The following is a 21,417-nucleotide window of genomic DNA, read 5'->3' on the forward strand; positions in this document are numbered from 1 at the left end:
GACGGAGCGTGGAAACCGCAGCATCCCCCAGCAGTTCTCGACCTACTGCACGGAGCTTGTTGGCAGCGTTGCGCTATTGGGTCGGCTCGATGCCAGCCCGCGGCTTGTCAATCCTCGCAGAGGATTACCAGCACACGCCGGCGCCGCTCTACCATCCTGCCGCTGGACAATGACGCAGTCGAGCCGACCTTCAATCCAAGACTTTAGGATTCGCCCAGGGTGCCGGGAGGGAGTCAGCTCAGCCCCAGTAGGGCGTTCTCCACCACTTCGGGCAGCGCGGGGTGGATCCAGTACTGGCCGCGGGCCATCTCGTGGGCGGTGAGGCCGAAGCTCATCGCCTGGATCAGCGGCTGAATCAGCGAGGACGCCTGGTAGCCCATGAAGTGCGCGCCTAACAGCTGGCCGGTGCTGCGCTCGGCGATCAGCTTGACGAGTCCGGTGGTGTCCTCCATCGCCCACCCGTAGGCGATAGCGCCATAGTCCTGGATCTTGACCAAGATGTCGAACCCGTTTGCCACGGCTTGGTTTTCGGTCAATCCGACGCTGGCTAACTGGGGATCGGTGAACACCGCCGACGGAACGAACCGGTGATCGGTGACGGCCATCGACCCCGTGTCATCCCAGTCGCAGAGCAAATTTCGCTGCACGACACGGGCCTCGTGGTTGGCGACATGCTTGAGCTGAAACGGCGAAGACACGTCGCCGAGTGCGAAAATCCCATGGGCGGAGGTCCGTTGAAATTTGTCGACGACGACGCGGCCGTACTCGAGGGCGACTCCGGCCTGCTCTGCGTCCAGCAGGTCGGCATTGGACACCCTCCCTGTTGCGACCAGCAACGCGTCCGCATCCAGGATGCTTCCGTCGTCGAGTTGCAGCGACACACCCGAGTCCCGATTCTGTCCGCCAACGACATTGCGGTGGGTCCGCAGTTCCCACTTGTCCGCCACCACGCGGGTGAACCGTTCGCAGATGGTGTCATCGCAGTGCCGCAGCAGGCAACTGCCACGGACCACCAGTGTCACGCGTGAACCTAGGGCGGAGAAGACATGGGCGAACTCGGCCGCTACGAAACCACTTCCGACAATGACCAGGTGCTCGGGCAGCGCGGGTATCCGCATGATGGTGTCGCTGGTGTGGTATCTGAGCCCGGAGGCGGTGATTGCCGGCGGAACCGTCGGTCGCGAACCTGCGGCGATCACCACCTGGTCGGCGGTGAACTCCTCGCCGACGTTCGTACGCAGCAGATAACGCCCATCGGCAGCGACCGGCCCGAAACGCGTATGGCTGCGGTAGACGTCGATGTTGGGAGCCGACCGGCGGTAGTCTTCGCCGCTGGGCCCGATCGGATCGATCCGCCCAAACACCCGCGACACGATGTCCGTCCAGCGCACCCCGTCGATATGCGCATCCACGCCATACCGGGCCGCACCCCGGATCGTTTTGGCCACCTCGGCGGCGTAGACGAACATCTTGGTCGGAATGCACCCGACGTTCAGACACGTACCGCCGAAGGTGCCCTGCTCGCAGATCGCCACCCGCTTGGCCGCATAGTGTTCGTTGTAAATACTGTTGCCCGAACCGGTTCCGATGATCGCGAGATCGTAGGTCTCCATCGATACGTCACCCTTTCCCCGACTGGCTCTCGAGCGGGACCGAGGCGTCGGCGTCATTGAGCCTGCTGAGATGTTCGTCGAGCCAGCGGTCCACACGGCAGCAGGACTGCCGGTGCGGATCCGAAAGCCACACCGTACGCGGGTTTGGCCGGCACTCCGCGCGTTCAGCCGACCGAAGCACGTTCGAGCATGCCGGGCGGTTCATCGGCACCGTTCCGATCCATCCGTCCGCCGTAGCCCTTTGACATGCCCGACTGCAGAAACTGGTCGCATGTGGATGCTCGCGTTGCTTGTTGCATGGCCGACGCGGCGATCTGCCATGGCGACCGACCGCGCGGCGAGAGCTGTCACAGCCTACCTTTCGATCTCAAGCCGACGATCCTGCATCGGGCTGCGGGGTCGGGCCAATGACACACGGTATATCTCTGTGGTGCGCGCGAAGTTCGGACGTTCCACCGATACGCTACGGTAGCTTAGACTGATCAGTACAGTGCGGCAACGCGCTGCCCGCGTTGGCTCGCGTGATGGCCTCGCCATCTCGACGGGCATGCGCTAGGTTGACGGACCCGTGAGTTTGAGGAGACCTCTGATGCCGACGGTGCGCCAGCGGACCTACGACATGCTGCGAGCCCACGGAGTGACGACATTCTTCGGAAATCCTGGGTTCACCGAGTTGCCTTTTCTCACCGACTTTCCGGCGGATTTCACCTACTACCTAGGTCTGCAAGAAGCGGCCGTCGTAAGTATGGCTGACGGCTATGCGGGTGTGACGGGTATGCCGGTGGTTGTGAATCTGCACAATGCACCAGGTGTGGGCAACGCGATGGGCAATCTCAAGACAGCGTTTCACAACAAGACGCCGCTGATCATCACCTGTGGTCAGCAGCGCCGTGATATGTGCCTTTACGAGCCGGGCTTTTACAACCGGGACGCCCGCGACCTGCCTAAGCCGTATGTGAAGTGGTCCTACGAACCTCAACGCGCGCAGGACATTCCCGCCGCCTTCCAGCGCGCGATCCACATCGCCTGTCAAGAGCCGCAGGGGCCTGTCTTTCTGGTGCTGCCGGTAGATGATTGGGAGCGCGAAGCAGACCCGTTGCCACTCGTCATTCGTCGGGTCTCTACCCGCGTTGCGCCTGACCCGCAGGCATTGGCGTCAGCCGCAGGGCGTATCGCGGCCGCCAGAAACCCCTGTTTGATCGCTGGGGCCGCGATTGACCGAGCGGGAGCGTGGGATGAGATGGTCGCGCTTGCCGAAAAGTTGCGTGCCGCCGTGTACGGCGCGCCGGCCGCGAGTCGTGCGGCTTTTCCCGAGAACCATCGACTCTTTCGCGGTGCTTTGGTGTTTGACCGGGAACTGCTCCGTCATTGGCTTGAGGATCACGACTTGCTAGTCGTGGTCGGCGCAGCGGTTTTCGACTTCGACATGGGAGGCATGGGTCCGGTCCTGCCCGAAGATAGCGACTTATTGCTGTTCACCGATGATCCCGAAGAGGCCGCCCGCGCGCCCGCAGGCGACGCTGTGCTGGGCAACGTCAAGTTAGCGCTTACGACCCTGGCCCAGGCGGTGCCGGAAACGACTGCCACCTGGCCGCAGACAACACCCAACATGCCAACCCCGGCTACGGGGGATCCGATACAACCGCACGCCTTATTCGCTCTACTGGAAGAACTTCGACCAAAAGATGGTGCCGTGGTGTTGGAGGCGTCTTCTCACGCCTCGGCAATGCACATGCGAATGCCGATCACCGTGCCACAAGGTTTCTTCTACGCCGGCGTGGGCGGTATCGGCAATGGCTTGCCCACCGCGGTAGGGGTGCAACTTGCGCAACCTGACCGCCGCGTCATTTGCGCAACCGGTGACGGAGCGATGCTCTACACGTTGCAGGCTTTATGGACGGCAGCCCAACATCAGGCGCGCATAGTCGTGGTAGTCCTCGACAACGCAGGTTACGCCGTTCTCAAGGAATCCGGCGATTACCTCGGCGTTGGTCATGACCAGCCGGGATTGGACACACCCGGCGTAGACCTGGTCAAGCTGGCCGAAGGATTCGGCGTACCCGGCATCCGGGTGGAACAGTACGCGGGGCTGCGCTCCGCGTTCGAGCAAGCCCTTGCCGCTGACGGGCCAATGCTGTTGAGCGTCAGGGTCGATCCGACCCTGCGACCGCTTCTGTCGTGACAACGCACGCTCTGGCCACAAGCCTTATGCGTTCCGTGCTGGGTTGTCCCGCAGCGTTTTACAGCTGGGAGGAAGCACCGGATTCGCCGAGCTGTGCGCAGTGTCGTTGGATAACAGTCTCGGCTCCGGTTTCGGTTGTAAGGTGCGGCTCAGCTGTGCAACAGCACAGCGGTCCTCCTCTACAACTTTTGGATAGCGCGCGGTTAGACCGATCGATGGGGTCAGCTGTGACCGTCCGGGCACTGGCAGGTTGGCGGCATCAGGCGCACGCTTGATCTGGCCGTGCAGATGCAGGCGCAGAAAAAATTTGGGAATCCGACGTCAACGAACGGAGTTCACCCCATGTCGAGCGGAACGCAAGCCGATGCTTTCACCGGGTACGTCCTGCCCCCGTTGCCCTACGGCTACGACGCGTTGGAACCCTACATTGATGCAGCCACGATGGAGCTGCACCACAACAAGCATCACCAAACTTATGTCGACAAACTCAACGCCGCGATCGCCCCGTACCCACAGTTGCACGGACTGATCATCGAAGATCTGCTCCGCCGCCTCGATGAGGTGCCAGACGAGATCCGCCAGACCGTGCGCGAACAAGGTGGTGGACACGCCAACCATCAGTTCTTCTGGAAGGTGATCGGGCCACCGCGCGACACGACACCGCAAGGTGCTTTGGCCGACGCACTCAAGCGCGACTTCGGCGGTCTTGACGCATTCAAGGAGCAATTCGCGACCGCCGCGGCCAAGCAATTCGGTTCGGGCTGGGCATTTCTCGTGATCAACCCCGGCACCAAGAAGCTGGAGATCCTCACGCTTCCTAACCAGGACAGCGTCTTGCTCTACGGTCGACCCGGTTTGCTGGCTTGCGATGTGTGGGAGCACGCCTACTACCTGCGATATCAGAACCGCCGAGCCGAGTATTTGGACGCTTGGTGGAATGTTGTGGCGTGGGACGTCGTTTCCCGCCGACTGGACAACTTTAACGCCGGTAAACAACAACTCTGACGGTGACGCCGAAGGACATTGCTTCGCGCTGGGGCGGTGTTGGCGAGACACACGATAGTAAGGGTGAGTTCTCAGACTAGGTCGACCGCGCCGAGGCATCCAAATCGTCCTCGCGGCCGGAAGCGGTGGGGCGGAGTCACAGAGCGTAGCTGTCCCGAGTCACTCCAGTTACCCGTTGATGGGCGTCAGCCGAGGCGCTTGTAGAAGACGATCTTGTCGTCGCCGTCGTCGTAAAACTCGCGAATGCGTGCTTCCTCAGTGTAATTGAGCGTGCGGTAGAAGCGGCGGGCACGCTCAAACTCCGGAAGCGATGATGTCTCGACTAGCAGAATGCGTTCACCAGCATCGGCGAGAGACCGCTCGAGATGACCCATGAGTTCAGCGCCAATGCCTCGCCCGTGAAGCTGCGGCAGGACACCGATTGCGAGGACATTCCACGTACCGGTTGTCATTCGTTCGGGTTCGCAGAACGCAAAGCCAGCAAGAAATTGACCGGCTTGGTGTCCAATCCAGATCTGCCGATTGTCGGGTCGTGTGAAGTAGGGCTCGATCATCTTCTCGAGCATCGTCGACGGGAACAGACCGACCGCCTCGACAATGCGCTTGATTTGGGCAACGTCGTCACGCCGGATCGGGCGCACTAGAGAGCTCATCGTGAGTAACGAAGTGTCACATAGTTTGTCGGCGCGGCCGCTAACCATCTCGGAGGCCGAGTCGCGACAGGTCAAGTCCAGGGACGTGGTGTACGACGTCGTCGTGTGATTCTTCGATGTCGTGACTTATGCGGTTAGTGCCGCGGGGTTGTCCTCCTGTTCTGCTGGTGTGGTGGTGGTCAGGCGGGATTTGCTGAGGACGTCGAGACCCAGGTAGCGCCGTGACTCGGCCCATTCGTCGTGTTGTTCGGCCAGCACAGCGCCGACGAGGCGGATTAGAGCATCGCGGTCGGGGAAGATCCCGACGACATCGGTGCGGCGGCGGATTTCTTTGTTGAGTCGTTCCTGGGGGTTGTTGGACCAGATCTGACGCCAGATCTGCTTAGGAAAAGCCGTGAAGGCCAGCAGGTCGGACCTGGCCGCTTCGAGGTGATCAGCGACCTTGGGTAGCTTGTCGGAAAGCGCGTCGATGATCCGGTCATATTGTGCAGCAACAGAAGTGGCGTCGGGTTGATCGAACACCGAATGCAGCAGGGTCTTGACCCAGGGCCAGGAGCTCTTGGGGGTGATGGCCATCAGGTTGGTGGCGTAATGGGTGCGGCAGCGCTGCCAGGACGCCCCGGGCAAGGTGGCCCCAATCGCTGAGAGCAGTCCAGCATGGGCGTCGCTGGTGACCAGCGCCACCCCAGACAGGCCGCGCGCGGTCAACGAGCGCAGAAACGTCAACCAGCCCGCACCGTCTTCGGCGGTGGTGACGTCGATGCCCAGGATTTCGCGGTAGCCCTCAGCGTTGACGCCCACCGCGATCAGCGCGTGCACGTTGACCACGCGGCCGGCCTCGCGGACCTTGAGTACCAAAGCGTCGGCGGCCATGAACGTATACGGGCCGGCATCAAGAGGCCGAGTGCGGAAAGCCTCCACGGCAGTGTCGAGTTCTTTGGCCATCACCGACACCTGCGACTTCGACAAGCCGGTAATCCCGAGGGTCTCGACCAGCTTGTCCATCCGCCGGGTCGAGACCCCGAGCAGATAGCAGGTGGCCACCACAGTTGTCAGGGCCCGCTCGGCGCGTTTGCGGCGTTCCAGCAGCCAGTCCGGGAAGTAGGACCCCTGGCGCAGCTTGGGAATCGCCAGATCCAAACTGCCTGCCCGGGTATCGAACTGGCGATGCCGATAACCGTTACGAGAGTTAGTCCGCTCGCTGCTGCGCTGACCGTAGGCCGCGCCGCATAGCGCGTCAGCCTCGGCGCCCATCAGCGTGTGGATGAAGGTAGCCAGCAGTTCGCGCAACACATCAGGGTGGGTGGTGGTGAGTCGCTCAGCCAACAGTGCGGGTAGGTCGATATCGTGGGCAGCGGTCATCGCGTCGATCCTTTGCTCTAGTGACTTTGGTCGGTCTCTCGAAGAATCACGCGATGACCCTTTACTAGCCGGCTACGACACGCCGGTCCTCACCTCACGGCCCGACTCGTACACCACTTTCGTGGACGCAACCTCGCGACAACGTGTCCGCTCTGCTGCGCAGCAGCGGCGTGTTCCTTTGCTACAGAGGGCAATATGTTCCTTTCGATGGAGACGATCGACGGCAAGCAGAGACTAGACTCAACAGTACAACTCGTTGTTGCTGTTGCCATCCTCCCGAGGCCGGAACTTTGCATTACTGATTGCTGCTGCCCAGCGTTGCAGGCAGCCGAGCACCGTTACGCTTCCGTGCTCGAAATACCCGCAGTGCTATTCAGGCGCCGACTCGACGCGGCGACCAAAGCCTTCCACTTTCGACCCGACGCAGATGGCTGCATGACTACGTGGTCGGCGGCGACAGCGGAGCCTCGCCCCTGCCCTCGTCGAGCGGGAAGAGTTAACCCCGCGAACCGCCTTTAGGCGTCCCCGGCGTGACCCGAAAGCAGGAGCGGGCCAGTTGCGCGAGCTTGCGGGACCTGGAATAGTGACCGACTGGTCGGTCACTTAGGGAACGCGTGGGAAGGAATTTTTATGAATCGGCAGTCGGTCAGGTGCGCGCGGCCCGCTTCCGGAGGACTCGCAGCCGGCATTGCTCTGAAAGCTGCCGTGGGCGCAGCGCGCCCAGTCGAGATCATCGACGCCTGTGGCTCATCCGTAGCCATCAAGCGGTGGGGTCACGGCGTACCAGTGTTGTGTCTGCACGCGATAGGTCACGGCAGCGGAGACTTCGCGTCTATGGCTTCCCGTCTAGGCAACCACTTCGAAATCGTGGCAGTCGATTGGCCGGGGCACGGCCACTCACCCGACGACGGCCGACCCATGCGCCCCCAGCACTTCGCCGAACTTGCACTGGCGGTCGTGGATCGGCTCCAATTGACGCGTCCGATCGTTGTTGGCAACTCGATCGGTGGTGCGGCGGCGCTTATTGCCGCCGCAACCGTGCCCGAGGCGTTCGCGGCGGTCGTGCTATGCAATGCCGGTGGACTGGCGCCGGTCGATCGGACCGCTCGGCTGGCCACCTCGCTGATGGCCTGGTTCTTCGAAGCGGGCGCGCGCGAAGCCAAATGGTTCCCAGCAGCTTTCGGCTTTTATTATCGATGCCTCGTCCTACCGCGTGCGGCGGCCAAGGAGCAACGTCGCAACATCATCAGCGCCGGGAGCGCCGCTGCGCCTCTGCTGGCCGACGCGTGGCGCGGTTTTGGCGAGCCTGACGCCGATCTCCGGGCGCTGGCACCCCACGTGGCGGCGCCGGTGTGGCTGGCGTGGGCCCAACGAGACCGATTTGTGTCGTGGCGTCGTTCCAGAGCCGCCGCTGAGACGTTCCGCCGCAGGCGGGTCACGCAGTTTAACGCGGGTCATTCTGCCTTTATGGAGGAACCCGACCGATTCGCTGCAGAGTTCGCTCAATTCATCGCCGAAACGGTACAGGAACGGCAATGACGGACTTCAACAGAATCATGGCGTCGTACGAATCGATTCACCGTTCACCGGCCAATCGGGCGTTGCATGCAATCGGTATTCCCATGATCGCAATCTCGGCGCTGGGCATGCTCAGCCTGGTACGGATGTCTGATCACGGCGCAGCCACGTTGATCAACGGGGCGGCCGTCGCAGTAGCAGCGGCCTCGTTGGTGGTAACGCGCTGGTCTGTGCGTGCCGGAATAGGCTTCCTCGCCTTTAGCACGATCTCCTGCGGAATAGCGGACGCCATGGCGACCCAGTGCGAAACAGCCTATGCTGTAACGAGTTTCGCGGCCACGTTTGTAGCTGGGTGGGCGGTCCAGTTCGTCGGACATGTATTCTTCGAACGAAGGGCCCCGCAGTTCACCCGGCGGCCAGAAAATCTGTTGCTTGGTCCGGTGATGATTGTTGCCGAGGTGTTTCCCGCGCTGCGCCGGAGTGATCCGGCTATGTGTTCAGCGAGCGCGAGCTCTGGCGAGGACTCCGACGTTGACCGTCTTGAGCACGCGCCTTGCCGGGATCTGTGAACTTCATTCCTGCCGAGGAAGCGTGAACGCATATTGCAGTGTTCGACGAGTCGCGAGGTCGGGTCCGCCTGCCTCCAACTCGATTAGGGCGCACTCGCCGGCAGCGGCGACCCACAAATCGGCCGCTCGCTGGGGCTCCGGCCAGCCCATGGCGGCAAAGTCCGTCGCGACGAACGCTGCGCTGAGCTTCGAACGCGCTCGCACCTCATCCTGGATCGCCAGCGAACCGCGGGCTTCTAGGATCAATGCGCGCACTCCGTGATTCTCGAGGCAGTAATCCAGATACACCGTAGCCATCCGGTTAAGACGGTCCGGGCCGGCGGGCAACGTCGTCGCCACGGACCGCACCTGCTCGAACATTGCGTCGTGGAAGTGACGGTGCAGCGACACGAGGTATGCCCCACGATCGCTGAAATGGTGGAAAAATGTTCCCTTTGAGACGCCTGCGTATTGGACTACAGCATTGACGCTCATGTCATTCAAGCCGGTGACTTCCGCCATGCGCAGTCCGGCCTCGATGAGCCGACGCCGCGTGCGCTCAGCACTGGCGCGCCGCGCGGGCTGAGATTGCTGAAACGATGCCATGGCTCCCTACAATGTCTGCGAGTGTTGTCAAAACTTGGCGTCGATTATGACTGGAAGCCAAACACACAGGTCAAGCAATGACGGTAGCGCTATCGATGGCCGCCGATGGACTACGACCGGCCTATCCCGTGCCCTAAACCGTCTCGTGGGCAACTGTCTCATGGGCAACCATCGTTTCGGCCGAGCGAAGGACATCTGGGGCTGGACTTGGCGGACCGCAGACCCTCGCATGTCGAACGTCCGCCAAGCCCGGCCAGATGTTACCTCTGCTTACTTGCCGTGCTCGCCGACTAGGCCGGGCCAGTTTCCGTCGGCCTTGGCCAGGTTGCCGTCATAATCCTTATCGAACTCGCTGCGGAGGCCTGCGTTCAAGATCACCGTGAGTTTGCCGTCCCGCACCTCCCAGGTGTTGATGATGTCGGCCGGGAACAGGGCGCCCACCGAGACCCCGAATGCGCAGAAGCCGCCAAACTGTGGGACGTACCTGTCCGGGTTGGCGTTGAACATCTGCTGGTGTGCGCTGGTGGCAAACATGTAGCGCGCGCCGTGATGCTCGGCGGTGATGCTCGGATCACCGTTGACGGGCTCGTTGTCAGTGACAAAAGCGACCGGATCAAAGCCGTCGAGAGCGAAGCCGCTGGCCCCGGCAATGTTGACGAGGGCGCGCGAGTGGGTGGACATGGATCTCTTTCTCCGTTCATTTGTTCGGACTCGCCGCCCAACTGCGACGAGCAGAGATTAGACATCAAAGACCCCCGCCCCGTTACAACCATCGAGCAACTTCACCCACAAAGTTTCAGTCGCCTTCCGGTGACGGCAACTTTCCCGGGGGCCGACCGACGGCCTCTCGTGAACCACTCAAGCGTTGCTGTGAGAATCGTGTTTGCCGCTGGGATTCGTCAGCCGCAAATCGCCGATCGGTCGGCAACCGCGTCAATCGCTCCGGTAGCGCTTCGACAGATGGGTCATCTATCGGCGCTTCTGCCGTATATACCAGGCCGCCAACTGACTCGGGTGAGTTGCGCATGCCGTCATTCGCTAGTCGTGACTATGTCGGCGAAACTCGTCCATCAGCGCGTCGAAGTTGGTGGGACGGATCTCGATCGACTCCTGCCGCGCCGCTCGCGTAATCCATATCGTCCGTCGAATTTGGTCTACGTACACTCTGCACGCTTCGCACAGGCTCGTGTGCTGCTCGAAGCGAGCCAAGTCTGTTGCCACTAGGGCCGTTTCGAGATAATCAGTGACCAACGCGACGGCGTCCGCGCAGGCAATGCGCAAGTCGTTAGCGATGAAGGCGTCGTCAGCGCTCATCGAGGTACACCTCCAGCAAGTTGCGTAGTACGGCGCGGCCTCTGTGCAACAACACACGTTGGTTCGCCGCTGATATGCCGAGCGCCTCGCATGTCTCCTCGCTCGACCAGCCCTCGATGTCACGCATCGACACCACCTCACGTTGAGCACTCGGCAGCCTGCGCAGCCCATCAAGTACCACCGCACGAACCTCCGCCGACATCAGCCGCTGCTCGGGTAAAAGGTCCCACCGGCCAGGCACATCACGCCAGTAGTGTGCTCCGAGTTCAGGATGGGCCATTCGATCCGGATCAACCGACGGCCGCACGTCGGTTTCGGGCCCGGCCGTCGCGTACGGCACCGTATTGAACTGACCCCGCGCGAGGCTGCGCACACGGTTGAGGACGACGCGCACGATCCACGTGCGGAGGCTCGCGCGACCTTCGAACTTACCGATGGACCGCACCACCGAGAGCCATGCATCTTGCACTGCGTCCTCGGCCATCGCTGCGTGAACATAGACGCTGGCCATCCGCACCAACGGAGCGTGCAGGGTTTCGACAAGGGCGCTAAATGCTTGTGCATCGCCGGCTTTCAGCGCCGTAATCAGATCGGCCTCGGTTTTCCACCGATCGTCAGGAACCGTCCGCGTTTCGACCACCACCTCGGTATCGAACTCCTTCATCTGCGGCTGTAACGGAATCGGACACGATCGTCACTACACAGTATCCGCTGCGCCAACTGCGCCGCGGTTCCCGAAAGATTCACCCGCTGAAGGAGAACATCATGAGCAACCTGCCCCTCGTAACCGACGCCACTGCGGCTCCCGACCAAGCAGCGGCCCTATCCGCGGTCAAGAAAGCCATGGGCGCAGTCCCCAACCTGACCCGCGCGATGGCACACAGCCCCGCGCTGCTGCACGGCTATTTGGGCCTGGCAGGCGGCCTCGACCGCGGCACGCTCGACAGGTCCACCCGCGAACGATTGGCCATCGCGATCGCCCAATCCAACGCGTGCTCCTACTGCTTGTCGGCGCACACCTACCTCGGGCAGAAGGTCGCCGGCCTCAGCGCTGAGCAGGTGGCCGCAGCGCGCAAGGGCGACGCCGACGACGCGAAGACCGCAGCACTTCTCACGTTTGCTGTGACTGTCAACGAACACCGCGGACAGATCGATGACTCTGCCCTTGCCGCCGTACGTCACGCCGGCGCAAGCGACGCTGAGATCGCCGAAGTGATTGGCCACGTAGGGCTCAATGTCCTGACCAACTACTTCAACAATGTCGCCCACACCGACATCGACTTCCCTGTCGTGTCAGCGTGATCGTCGCCTCGGCTCGACGAAGCATCTGCTTGGCAGGCTTCGTCGAGCCGAGGCGTTGTGGGTCAGGACCAGCACTGTACCATTACGTACAGAAAGAAGAGCCGACGCGAAGTGAGGCCCGTTATCTCGTCTGAAAACAGCCTCGCTTGAGTGGCCGCGATGCACCCCGAAGCATTCAAACGCTAGGTGGTCCAACGAATATTTCATCGGCGGGTTCGGTCTCGAGTACCGAGGTTCTGCGCCATGCCATCAACGCGTCACGACCATTCCCAGCCAGCCGAAGGAGCTGTGATGATTCCAGAATCCACTAATCCGCACCGGGACTACCCTCAGATGGCGGCCGACCGTGGGCGCATCGAACCGGTCCCACGCCGGGTTCGTGGCTACTTCAACGGGATCCTGGTATTCGACACGAAGGCGGCCCACTACGTCTGGGAGGTGGCGTATTACCCGCAGTACTACGTGCCTATCGAGGACGTCGACACGTTGTGCCTGGTCGACGAGCAGCACACCCAGAAACTCCAGCTAGGGTCCTCGCGGCTGTTCTCGCTGGCAGACGGCAACCGCACGGTTAAGTCTGCTGCGCGCCTTTACGATACCGGTCCGCTCGCGGGGAGTTTCCGCTTCGACTGGGACGCGCTCGACTGGTTCGAGGAGGACCAACCGCTCATCGGCCACCCGCGCAGCCCGTATGTCCGGGTGGATGCGCTACGCTCGCACCGTCACGTCAGAATCGAACTCGACGATGTCCTACTGGCGGAAACCGAGTGTCCTGTACTACTTTTCGAGACGGGTTTACCTACTCGCTACTATATTGACCGCACCGACATCGACTTCTCGCATCTGAAGCCCAGTCCAACACAGACCATTTGTCCGTATAAGGGGATCACCTCAGGCTATTGGTCGGTGGAGATCGGAGAGCGTCTTCACCCGGATCTGGCCTGGACATATCGGCATCCTACGATCTCCGTCGTGGAAATCGCCGGGATGGTCGCGTTCTACAACGAGAAGCTAGACATCTACGTCGACCAAGCGCTGCTGTCGCGACCCAGCACACACTTTGGGTGACTGACGCCGCGAACCCTCTCCTCAACTCGGTGCTTTCATATAAACGATGAGATATTCTGTGCAACAATTTATTTCGGTAGCTTAGGTAAGTACTCGACCTTCTGTGCGTCGAAAGACATGACATGCTCGTGTTGGTGCGCGAAGTGAGGAATTCATTGCGGATTGTCGGTTCGCCGGCCGTCGGCACTTACCGGCACCCGAACATCGTCGCCCTCAACGTTCTCGCCGGCGACCGGCTTGGTCAGCGCTACCCGCACTACGAAACAGATTGCGCTCACGAGGTAGAACCCGGCAGTCAGCAACAACCAACGCGAGAAGTACGGCGCCTGAGTCAGCCCTGTCGCCATCTGATATGTCGACGCCCCTTGTTCGATGATGCCAGGCAGGAAGAGCAAGAGGATCAACCCGCTTGCCACGGTGGGTAAGCGGATGTAATTGACGATCAAAATATCGCGTACCGAGCGATGACGAACGGCCCCATTCGGTAATGATCTCGCAGGGATCAGGCGTTCCGCCATCGCGTAAAGCGGAAACAGGACCAAGTCATGAGCGATGATGGCGACAGCGAACCAGACAGCGATCGACTGCCACCAAACTCTCCGGTTGAAAAGTTCTTCGAGGCCGAGGATTGATACTGCGTAACCCCCAAGTGCCAGCGCGGAGAGCAACACGATGAGGTGCAGCAATCGCTCACCGTACAGTCGTCGTCCCACACCTAGCAGGTAACGCATCATGTCGTCCGGAAGTCGATAGAAGACACCCACTTGGTGCAATGCACACCAGGAAGAGCCGGAACAATGATTCGTGCCGGATAACCGTGGTCAAGCGAAAGGTCGGCGCCGTTGACTTGGAACGCCAGAAGCGATCGCGGGTCCACGATTTGATTACTTTGCAGCACAGCGTGATTGAAGCTTCCGAAACGTTCCAGCGATGACACGAGTGCAGAACCAGGCCGTGGAAGTCCGACCGCCGCCGCGAGGTCGCCGAGCCGGATCCCCGTCCATTCCTGCGTTGTCGACCACCCTTCGACACAAGCGATCGGCAGTTTCACCGTGTGGTGCGGCATCGCCGCCAGCTGCGTGCGATCCAGTGCTATATCGCCAACGCCGACGAGTCGCAGATGCCAGTCTGCTCCGGTAAACCTCGAATCGATCCCTGCGGCAACTGCGGTGCGGTTGATCTGGAAATCAGTTGGGCCCGTGCCGTAGCTACGTCCTCGTGGCAGCAGCACCGCCGCGCGACGCATGACTCCCCCGATAGTCTGGCCCGCGCTCAGCACTCCGACAAGCGCGCTCCCACCGGCGACGACGGCCAGCATGCCGCGGCGACTCAGAGTCGCCGGATCGGGATTTCGCGCCACCAGTCCGTCCTCATCGGACGGTTCCGGGACCGTGTCAATTCTCGAGGTTGCCAGGACGCTTCGCATCGATCGTGAGCGTAGACCGGTCATCATTTTGCTGAACTTGATGCTGACATGGGCAACGAAACCGGCGATGAAGACCCAAGCCCCGAAGTAGTGGGCGGTGTAGAAGCTGAAACCGAAGATGTAGTCGTACTGGATGTTCAACACGCCGGTGACGATCTCGAACAGTATTCCGCCCACCAGCATCAGCAGCGAGACGCGCTCGAGGATGGCGGCGATTGATCGCGCCGGAGGCCAGCTGAAAAGGCGTGGGATCACAGACCATAACTTGGCGAGAACTACGGGAATGATGATCAGCCCCAGTCCGACGTGCAGGCCCTGTGTCAGGCGGTACAGCCAGCTCGGCCTGGTGGGCCAGTCGAAGGTAGGCAGCTTGAGTAGGCCCACGTCGAACGGGATGGCCTGGCCAAATTGGGGGCCATAAGCAATGTATGACAGCAGACCGGTCAAGATGACGACAGGCAATACGACCAACAGAATGAGTCCGAACACCGATGTCAGCCACGGACCCCGTAGTGGACTGCGCCACCTGATCAGCAAAAGACCCGGCGGAGGACGCTTTTCCAGTGCCCGCCATAACGCCGCGGGAAAGCCATATCCCTCGACGTGTTCGCCAGTTGGCGCCGATGAAGGAGCGCCATTCTCGGCGCGGCCAGTTGGAGAAGCGGTCGAATCGCCTTCGGGCGGTGTAGAGGTCGTCACGTCGGACTCGAGCCTCATCTCGTGTTGGGCAGTAGTCGGCGACCGTTCTGACTGCGTCAAGCAGAAGTGTACCGTGCAGTACGCTTACGCCGCAGCCTGTAGATCGATGGCGACTTTCTGGCCTCCTCTGCCCGGAGTCACTGCGACCAGATCACGGCGGCTTCGAAGCCATAGGCAGCTGCAGGCGTGGGTCTGGCACCGGTGTAACGCTCTGCACTCTGGCGGTCACTAACCGGTGACCCGTTTTCACCGAACCTCTTGGATGGAGTTCTGATGCACACTCCGCACGCACCCCTGGCAAAAGCTGCTGATGTCATCAGCACTCTCGGCGGAGTCATATTGCGCTACGGACTGTGCATTCCGCTGGCCTGGATCGGCTTACAGAAGTTCACGATTCAGGAGGCCCAGGCAATCAGTCTGTTCATCAACAACCAACCCCTGATGAGCTGGCTGTACAACATCTTCAGCCTTCAGGGGTTGTCCAGTGCGCTGGGCACTATCGAGATCGCCGCCGCCGTACTGATCGCGAGCCGGCCGGTCTCGGCCTGGGCCGCGGCCACCGGCAGTGCCATCGCCGTCTTCCTTTTCCTGTCGACGCTCAGTTTCTTGTTTACTACCCCAGGCGTGGTCGAGAATTCGTCTGTATATGTTCCGTTGCTCACCGACACCGGCGGCTTTCTGATCAAAGACATTGCTCTGCTGGGTGCGGCCACGTGGACGCTGGGTGAGGCGCTGCGTGCCGCTTGGGAGCGTCGATCGGCCAGGGTGTCGATACAGACTGTGTGACCGACGGCGATGGTCGGCCGCCCGTTCTATATCACTCGAATGCTCGGCAGCGCCAACAACTTGCGGTCAACGCTCGCATGGCACAAACGAAGTGGTTAGCGGCCGGCACCCAGGCCGCGGGCGAGGACGGTGACCAGCCGGCTCAGTTGGCGCCGGTAGGCCTGCACGGTCAGTGTTGCGTCTTCTTTGGCGCCTCGGGCGGCGTCGTAGATGACGTCGGCGGCGGTCGCTGGTGTGAGACCGACGTCGCTCAGGTTGATGGTTCCGGCACGATCAGCGTTGGCCAAGAGCTCACGCAGCAGCCGCGTGGAGCGTTGACGCGAGTCACGGGTGATGTCCCCGCAGGTGCGACTGTTCTCGTCGAGTAGCTCTGCACCATAGGGCGACGAGGCGGTCAGGGCCACGAACGGCGCAAAGCGCGCCGACAGGACGGCGTAGAGCTGATCGGCGATTGGCGCGTCGGGGACGGCGGCATCGGCCATGGCGCGGATGCGGTCGTCATGCAGTTGCGCGACAATGGTGCGAAACACCTCCTGTTTGGAGGCGAAGTGCGCGTAGACAGTCGGGCGGGAGACTCCGGCGGCCGCAGAGATTGACTCGATGGAGGCGCGGCGAAAACCCACCTCAAGGAATTGACGGCGGGCGGCATCCACGATGGCATCGCGTGCACGCGTCCCACGCAGCTGCCCTTCGGAGGCTGACACACGCCAGAGTATAGAGCCCAACAATATCTTGACACTTTTATTGGTTTCGTAAACGATTATTGGATGGTCGTCAAGGAGTCCGGGTTCCCGAGGTTGCTGTCGCCGTGGAGGATTCGCCACAGCCAGATCCGTAACCGCGTCGTCTTCCCACCGACCTGTCCCACCTGGGTCGACGATCCGTGGTCGGGGCGCTTCACCGATCAGGCGGTGGCGTATTACCGCGAACGTGCCGCTGGCGGGGTGGGGTTGATCATCATCGGCGCCACCCACGTTCACCCGTCCTCTTTGGCCGCGCCGCTCACGGTGGGCTCGCTGTATGACAATCGCGCGATCCCGCCGTTGGCCCGGGTGGCCGAGGCCGTGCATGCCGAGGGCGCCAAGCTCGCAATTCAGTTGCTGCACACCGGGGTTCGATCGATGCTGGCGTTCAAGCAGGACACCCGTTTTGACCCGGACGCGGAGTGGTTCTCGCGCGCACCGTCGCAGATCCCGCTGGGCGAAACTCCCGGGGCGATGACGCCGAAGGCCATGGACGATGGCGAGATCGAAGAGATCATCGACGCTTTCGGTGCGGCGGCGGCGCGGGCGGTCGCCGCAGGCCTGGACGGCGTCGAATTCCACCTCTCCCATGGTTACCTGCCATGGCAGTTCCTGTCCCCGCTCTACAACCACCGCGACGACGCATGGGGCGGGGATTTTGAGCGCCGGCTGCAATTCCCGGTCCGCTGTTTGGACGCGATGCGCTCCGCGGTCGGCGACCAGCCGTTCCTCGGATACCGGATCAACTCCACGTCATTTTGGCCGGGTGACCTTGAGACGCCCGACGTGGTCGAGGTGGTACGCGAACTTGAAAAGCGTTGCGACGTGGACTACGTGTCGGTGTCCGCCGGGGTCCACCACGCATTCATCCACACCCCGATGCATTTCGAGCAGGGCTGGGAGCGCGACTTGGCCTCCCCGATCAAGGCGGTGTCGGGGAAGCCGGTCCTGATGGTGGGACGCATCACCGAGCCGCGGGTGGCCGAGCAGCTATTGGTCGAGGGCCACGGCGACGCGGTGTGCTTGGGGCGCCAGCTCTTTGCCGACCCGGACTGGGTCACCAAGGCCGAACAAGGCCGGCCAAAGGATATCCGCCGCTGCGTCGCGGCCAACCTGTGCTGGAAGACTGCGATGCAGGGCCGTCGCGTGCAGTGTGTCTACAACCCGGCGATGGGCCGCGAAGCAGCATGGGGTCGAGGCACGCTCCGTCGCGCCGACGCGCCGCGCCGCGCGCTCGTCATCGGGGCGGGTCCCGCAGGCCTCGAGTACGCGCGGGTAGCAGCGGCACGCGGGCACACCGTCACCGTCGTGGAGGCCGCCGACCAGGTCGGCGGTCACGCGCTACTGCAGTCGCGGCTGCCCACCCGCGCCGAGTACGGACGCATCGGTACCTGGCTGGGTGAGCAGGCCGTCGGCAACGGCGCGCAAATACGTACCGGGGTGCGTGTGGATGGCGCTCTCCTTGACGAGCTGCTGGCCGAGCTGCAGCCCGACCATGTGGTGCTGGCTACCGGCTCGCGCGCCGCCCGCGACGGCTTCCAGGGTTGGACCGGGCAGCCGGTGCCGGGGTGGCAGAGCGGCCGCACCGCGGGCTGGGATGAGGTAGCTGAGGGCAGCGTGACACCCGACGGCACTGTCGTGGTCGTTGACGATCAGTCCGATGTGGTGGCCCCTCTGACCGCCGTGCTGCTCGCGCAGCGCGGCGCGCAGGTGTCGCTGGTAACGCGGTGGCCGATGGTGGGGATGGAGACGATCCTCGACGTCTACCTTGAGTGGATTTACCCCCAGTTGTATGCCGCCGGTGTCGAAATGGTGCGCGACCACTGGATCACCGGCATCGACGGCAAGCAGGTGACACTGTCGCTGGTGCATGACCCTACCGGCGGCACAACCCGGCAGGTCACTGCCGACTGGATCGTGATGGCCACCGCGCGTCACTCCCAGGACGCACTCGCACAACCGCTGCGGGAACGCGAGGTCTCGTTCGAGGCCATCGGTGACGCCGTCGCACCCCGCGGCACCTACGAGGCGGTCTACGAGGGGCACCGCCAAGGCCGCAAGCTATGAGGCTGCGCGTGGTCGGCGGATCCGGCGGGGACACCGTCGCGGCGTGGGATGAGCCGCGTGAGCGGTGGTTGCCGATCGCGGACGCGCTGGCCCGCCCCGAGGTGTCTCCATCGCTGCGTGCGGTGCTGAGTGCCTGTTCGAGCGACGTGGTGACGTTTCTTGCTGCCGGTGCCCCGGCCCGCGCGGCGGTACGCGAGCTGGCCAAGCACGTTGCGTCGCAGCGTTTTACGCCCGATCTGAGCTCACGGCTGCCGTTTTCCGCGCGCTCGCTGCGGCCCTTCCTGCTCTCACCGAGTCATTCCGAGGGTGTCGCCCGAGGCATGCTGGCACGCTACGCGCCACGCGCGGCCCGCGTGGCCGGCGTGTACGAGCGCCTCGCGGGCCGCCCAATCCCCCGGTTGCGGGTGCGGCCCATGATGCTTCACACCCCACTGCTCTACCAAGGCAACCATTGCGCGCTGGTTCCCGACGGAACACCCATCCCGGTGCCCCCGTACGGCCACGATCTGGACTTCGAACTGGAACTGGGCTTCGTGGTCTGCCATCAGGTCCGCGACGCCACCGTCAGCGCCTGCCGCGACGCGATCGGCGGACTCGTGTTGCTCAACGACATCTCACTGCGTGACACCCAATGGGAGGAAGTGCGGGGCAGCCCGCTCGGCCCGGTGAATAAGTGCAAGTCGTTTGCCACTGCCATGTCTAATGAGGTGCTCACCGCCGACGACGTGGTTGACGATATTGCTTCGCTGTCGGGGACCGTGGAAGTCAATGGCCAACAGTGGTGCCACGGTCGCGCCGATGACTTCGCGCACTCGCTGCAGGCGTGCCTCCACCGCGCGTGCGCCGGCGAGACGGTGTATGCGGGTGAACTCTTGTCCACCGGCACCCTGGCCGGTTGTAGCGGAATTGAGCTGGGCCGGTTACCGCCGCCCGGCGCGACAGTCAAGCTCATCGTGCCGCGGATCGGAACTGTGACGAATCGTTTTGGAGGGAGCACGAAATGAGCACTGTCCAGTGGCCCGCGGGCCACGAACCGGCCGGCGCCGCGATCCATGAGACCAACCTCGGAGCCAGCCGCGCCGCACCCGAGGCGGTCTGGGCATGGCTGGTGCGACCTGACCGCTGGCACGACTACTACGGCAACGCCAAGCGGATGCGTTCCCGCGGCGGCCCGTGGCCCGGCGTCGAGCTGGGCAGCCGCTTTTCCTGGGTGACGTTCGGCGCGCCGGTCACTACCGAAATCACCGAATACGAACCCCAGGAGCGGCTCGCCTGGACGGGCAGCGGCTTGGGTTCACGTGGCCATCACGCCTGGGTACTGACCGCCCGCAGCGACGGCGGTACCGACATCCGCACCGAGGAGACCCAACGCGGAGCAGCCTCGAAGCTGCTCAGTCCGGTCCTGGCGCCGGCGATGCGGCGCATGCACCAGCGCTGGGTCGACAACCTCGCCCGCATCGCCGAAAGCGGGCGGCGGCCGTGATCCTGCTCTACGGCGCCACCGGCTACACCGGGCGCCTGGTGGCGCGCACCTTCGCCGAGCAAGGCTTGCAGCCGGTGCTCAGTGGGCGGCGCGAAGACGCCCTTCGCGCGGTCGCCGATCCGCTGGGCCTCGACGTGCGGATCGGCGGATTGGACGACCTCGACCTATCCGCTACGCAGGCGTTGCTCAACTGCGCCGGCCCTTTTGGACGGACCCAAGCGCCGTTGCTGCGCCGCTGTGTGGACGCGGGCGTGGCCTATCTTGATCTCGCCGGCGAGGTCGACGAGCACCTGGCAGCAGCGGCCTGGAACGACCGGGCGCGCGCAGCCGGCGTCCTGGTGATGCCCGGCGCCGGGTATGGCATCGTGGCCTCGGACTGCCTCGCCGCCTACGTCGCGGAAACCTTGGTGGGCCCACCGGTTCGGGTTGAAGTGGCATTGAAGACGGTGGGCGCAGTGTCGCGCGGAACGGCCGAAGTAGTGCTCGGCTCGCTGCGCCGCCCGGGTGTGCGCAGGCGCAGCGGCGCCCTCGTCGCCTGCCGGGCCGGCCGGGCACGCATGAAAGTCGATTTCGGCGACGGTGATGGTCTGACCACTGTTGTCACTAACCCGTGGCGCGCAGACCTGGTGGCCTCGGTTCCGGCGGCTCCGTCCTATGACACCTACATGGCTTTCCCCACCCCGGTACGGATGATGATAGGCATTCCCCACGGCGGGCTACTACGCGCGGTGGCCCGCCGCCTGCCCGAGGGCCCCACCGACGAGGCTTTGGCCCAAGGTCGCAGTGCGGTGTGGGCACGAGCAACTGGCACCGGCGGCGCTCAAACCACCGCGGTGCTACGCGGTCCCGACGCGTACATCTTCACCGCCAAAGCCGCCGCCGCCTGCATGCGGCGCATCCTGGCCGGTGACGCGCCCCCCGGCGTGCACACACCAGCCAGCGCCTGGGGGTACGACCTTGCGTTGGAGATCGACAGGGTAGTGCGCGTCGACGTTTAGCGGCATGCGCCGCAACCGAGTTCGACCTCGCGGTCACGGTTGGC

21 protein-coding genes are annotated in these 21,417 nt (G+C 63.0%); 11 read left to right on the forward strand and 10 right to left on the reverse strand.

The window, feature by feature from the left end; translation table 11 throughout:
* Positions 1 to 233: 233 nt before the first annotated feature.
* Positions 234 to 1,613 carry a mycothione reductase gene (gene mtr, locus AC5Y7D_RS10255; RefSeq protein ID WP_033719500.1) on the reverse strand — a complete coding sequence of 460 codons (1,380 nt, stop codon included), beginning with the start codon at positions 1,611 to 1,613 and terminating at the stop codon, positions 234 to 236.
* Between the two features lie 589 nt (positions 1,614 to 2,202).
* On the opposite strand from mtr, the gene mdlC reads away from it, so the two are divergent.
* Entirely contained in the window at positions 2,203 to 3,795 is a 1,593-nt protein-coding gene (gene mdlC, locus AC5Y7D_RS10260) for a benzoylformate decarboxylase (protein WP_075545907.1), read from the forward strand.
* A gap of 288 nt (positions 3,796 to 4,083) precedes the next feature.
* Positions 4,084 to 4,800 carry a superoxide dismutase gene (locus AC5Y7D_RS10265; RefSeq protein WP_272896424.1) on the forward strand — a complete coding sequence of 239 codons (717 nt, stop codon included), beginning with the start codon at positions 4,084 to 4,086 and terminating at the stop codon, positions 4,798 to 4,800.
* 185 nt (positions 4,801 to 4,985) lie between these two features.
* Here AC5Y7D_RS10265 and AC5Y7D_RS10270 read toward each other — a convergent pair whose 3' ends face one another.
* Together AC5Y7D_RS10270 and AC5Y7D_RS10275 are read right to left on the reverse strand one after the other, a co-directional pair.
* Positions 4,986 to 5,453 carry a GNAT family N-acetyltransferase gene (locus AC5Y7D_RS10270; protein ID WP_033719501.1) on the reverse strand — a complete coding sequence of 156 codons (468 nt, stop codon included), beginning with the start codon at positions 5,451 to 5,453 and terminating at the stop codon, positions 4,986 to 4,988.
* A gap of 126 nt (positions 5,454 to 5,579) precedes the next feature.
* Positions 5,580 to 6,815 (reverse strand): IS256-like element IS1512 family transposase, encoded by a 1,236-nt coding sequence (locus AC5Y7D_RS10275; protein ID WP_065140125.1) that lies wholly within the window; start codon positions 6,813 to 6,815, stop codon positions 5,580 to 5,582.
* A gap of 630 nt (positions 6,816 to 7,445) precedes the next feature.
* Between AC5Y7D_RS10275 and AC5Y7D_RS10280 the strand changes: the two genes are divergently transcribed.
* Both AC5Y7D_RS10280 and AC5Y7D_RS10285 read left to right on the forward strand, forming a co-directional pair.
* Positions 7,446 to 8,354: an alpha/beta fold hydrolase gene (locus tag AC5Y7D_RS10280; RefSeq protein ID WP_080691824.1), complete on the forward strand. Its 909-nt coding sequence runs from the start codon at positions 7,446 to 7,448 to the stop codon at positions 8,352 to 8,354.
* Complete coding sequence (locus tag AC5Y7D_RS10285; protein WP_075545908.1) at positions 8,351 to 8,902, forward strand: Mpo1-like protein; 552 nt, start codon at positions 8,351 to 8,353, stop codon at positions 8,900 to 8,902. The genes AC5Y7D_RS10280 and AC5Y7D_RS10285 overlap by 4 nt, the downstream gene beginning before the upstream one ends.
* A gap of 3 nt (positions 8,903 to 8,905) precedes the next feature.
* Here AC5Y7D_RS10285 and AC5Y7D_RS10290 read toward each other — a convergent pair whose 3' ends face one another.
* From AC5Y7D_RS10290 to AC5Y7D_RS10305, 4 genes are all read right to left on the reverse strand, one after another.
* Positions 8,906 to 9,487, reverse strand: a complete 582-nt coding sequence (locus AC5Y7D_RS10290; RefSeq protein ID WP_050594270.1) for a TetR/AcrR family transcriptional regulator — start codon at positions 9,485 to 9,487, stop codon at positions 8,906 to 8,908.
* A 270-nt stretch (positions 9,488 to 9,757) separates the two neighbouring features.
* Positions 9,758 to 10,168 carry a YHS domain-containing (seleno)protein gene (locus tag AC5Y7D_RS10295; RefSeq protein ID WP_050594578.1) on the reverse strand — a complete coding sequence of 137 codons (411 nt, stop codon included), beginning with the start codon at positions 10,166 to 10,168 and terminating at the stop codon, positions 9,758 to 9,760.
* A gap of 357 nt (positions 10,169 to 10,525) precedes the next feature.
* Positions 10,526 to 10,801 carry a zf-HC2 domain-containing protein gene (locus tag AC5Y7D_RS10300; RefSeq protein WP_033719504.1) on the reverse strand — a complete coding sequence of 92 codons (276 nt, stop codon included), beginning with the start codon at positions 10,799 to 10,801 and terminating at the stop codon, positions 10,526 to 10,528.
* On the reverse strand, positions 10,791 to 11,465 hold the full coding sequence (locus AC5Y7D_RS10305) for an RNA polymerase sigma factor (RefSeq protein WP_225345393.1): 675 nt from the start codon (positions 11,463 to 11,465) through the stop codon (positions 10,791 to 10,793). Before AC5Y7D_RS10305 ends, AC5Y7D_RS10300 begins: the two co-directional genes overlap by 11 nt.
* Positions 11,466 to 11,566: 101 nt before the next feature.
* Here AC5Y7D_RS10305 and AC5Y7D_RS10310 point away from each other — a divergent pair, with 101 nt between their 5' ends.
* Together AC5Y7D_RS10310 and AC5Y7D_RS10315 are read left to right on the forward strand one after the other, a co-directional pair.
* Positions 11,567 to 12,103 (forward strand): carboxymuconolactone decarboxylase family protein, encoded by a 537-nt coding sequence (locus AC5Y7D_RS10310; RefSeq protein WP_033719505.1) that lies wholly within the window; start codon positions 11,567 to 11,569, stop codon positions 12,101 to 12,103.
* 291 nt (positions 12,104 to 12,394) lie between these two features.
* Complete coding sequence (locus AC5Y7D_RS10315) at positions 12,395 to 13,171, forward strand: DUF427 domain-containing protein (RefSeq protein ID WP_033719530.1); 777 nt, start codon at positions 12,395 to 12,397, stop codon at positions 13,169 to 13,171.
* A gap of 152 nt (positions 13,172 to 13,323) precedes the next feature.
* Here AC5Y7D_RS10315 and AC5Y7D_RS10320 read toward each other — a convergent pair whose 3' ends face one another.
* Both AC5Y7D_RS10320 and AC5Y7D_RS10325 read right to left on the reverse strand, forming a co-directional pair.
* Complete coding sequence (locus tag AC5Y7D_RS10320; protein WP_306420368.1) at positions 13,324 to 13,857, reverse strand: hypothetical protein; 534 nt, start codon at positions 13,855 to 13,857, stop codon at positions 13,324 to 13,326.
* A gap of 44 nt (positions 13,858 to 13,901) precedes the next feature.
* Positions 13,902 to 15,161, reverse strand: coding sequence for a molybdopterin-dependent oxidoreductase (locus AC5Y7D_RS10325; protein ID WP_236723054.1), 1,260 nt, complete (start codon positions 15,159 to 15,161; stop codon positions 13,902 to 13,904).
* 408 nt (positions 15,162 to 15,569) lie between these two features.
* Here AC5Y7D_RS10325 and AC5Y7D_RS10330 point away from each other — a divergent pair, with 408 nt between their 5' ends.
* Positions 15,570 to 16,082 carry a YkgB family protein gene (locus tag AC5Y7D_RS10330; RefSeq protein WP_033719506.1) on the forward strand — a complete coding sequence of 171 codons (513 nt, stop codon included), beginning with the start codon at positions 15,570 to 15,572 and terminating at the stop codon, positions 16,080 to 16,082.
* Positions 16,083 to 16,177: 95 nt separating this feature from the next.
* On the opposite strand, the gene AC5Y7D_RS10335 is transcribed toward AC5Y7D_RS10330, so the two are convergent.
* The gene (locus AC5Y7D_RS10335; protein ID WP_033719507.1) at positions 16,178 to 16,786 is read right to left on the reverse strand and encodes a TetR/AcrR family transcriptional regulator; all 609 of its coding nucleotides are present in this window, start codon (positions 16,784 to 16,786) and stop codon (positions 16,178 to 16,180) included.
* Between the two features lie 63 nt (positions 16,787 to 16,849).
* Here AC5Y7D_RS10335 and AC5Y7D_RS10340 point away from each other — a divergent pair, with 63 nt between their 5' ends.
* Genes AC5Y7D_RS10340 through AC5Y7D_RS10355 form a run of 4 tightly spaced genes read left to right on the forward strand, consistent with a single transcriptional unit; the run spans position 16,850 to position 21,373 of the window.
* Positions 16,850 to 18,892, forward strand: coding sequence for an oxidoreductase (locus AC5Y7D_RS10340; protein ID WP_033719508.1), 2,043 nt, complete (start codon positions 16,850 to 16,852; stop codon positions 18,890 to 18,892).
* Positions 18,889 to 19,896 carry a fumarylacetoacetate hydrolase family protein gene (locus AC5Y7D_RS10345; RefSeq protein WP_075545910.1) on the forward strand — a complete coding sequence of 336 codons (1,008 nt, stop codon included), beginning with the start codon at positions 18,889 to 18,891 and terminating at the stop codon, positions 19,894 to 19,896. The genes AC5Y7D_RS10340 and AC5Y7D_RS10345 overlap by 4 nt, the downstream gene beginning before the upstream one ends.
* Complete coding sequence (locus tag AC5Y7D_RS10350; protein WP_080691825.1) at positions 19,893 to 20,375, forward strand: SRPBCC domain-containing protein; 483 nt, start codon at positions 19,893 to 19,895, stop codon at positions 20,373 to 20,375. The genes AC5Y7D_RS10345 and AC5Y7D_RS10350 overlap by 4 nt, the downstream gene beginning before the upstream one ends.
* Positions 20,372 to 21,373, forward strand: coding sequence for a saccharopine dehydrogenase family protein (locus tag AC5Y7D_RS10355; protein ID WP_033719509.1), 1,002 nt, complete (start codon positions 20,372 to 20,374; stop codon positions 21,371 to 21,373). The genes AC5Y7D_RS10350 and AC5Y7D_RS10355 overlap by 4 nt, the downstream gene beginning before the upstream one ends.
* The last annotated feature ends 44 nt before the right edge of the window (positions 21,374 to 21,417 follow it).

This window comes from Mycobacterium sp. NGS49, from assembly GCF_059812565.1.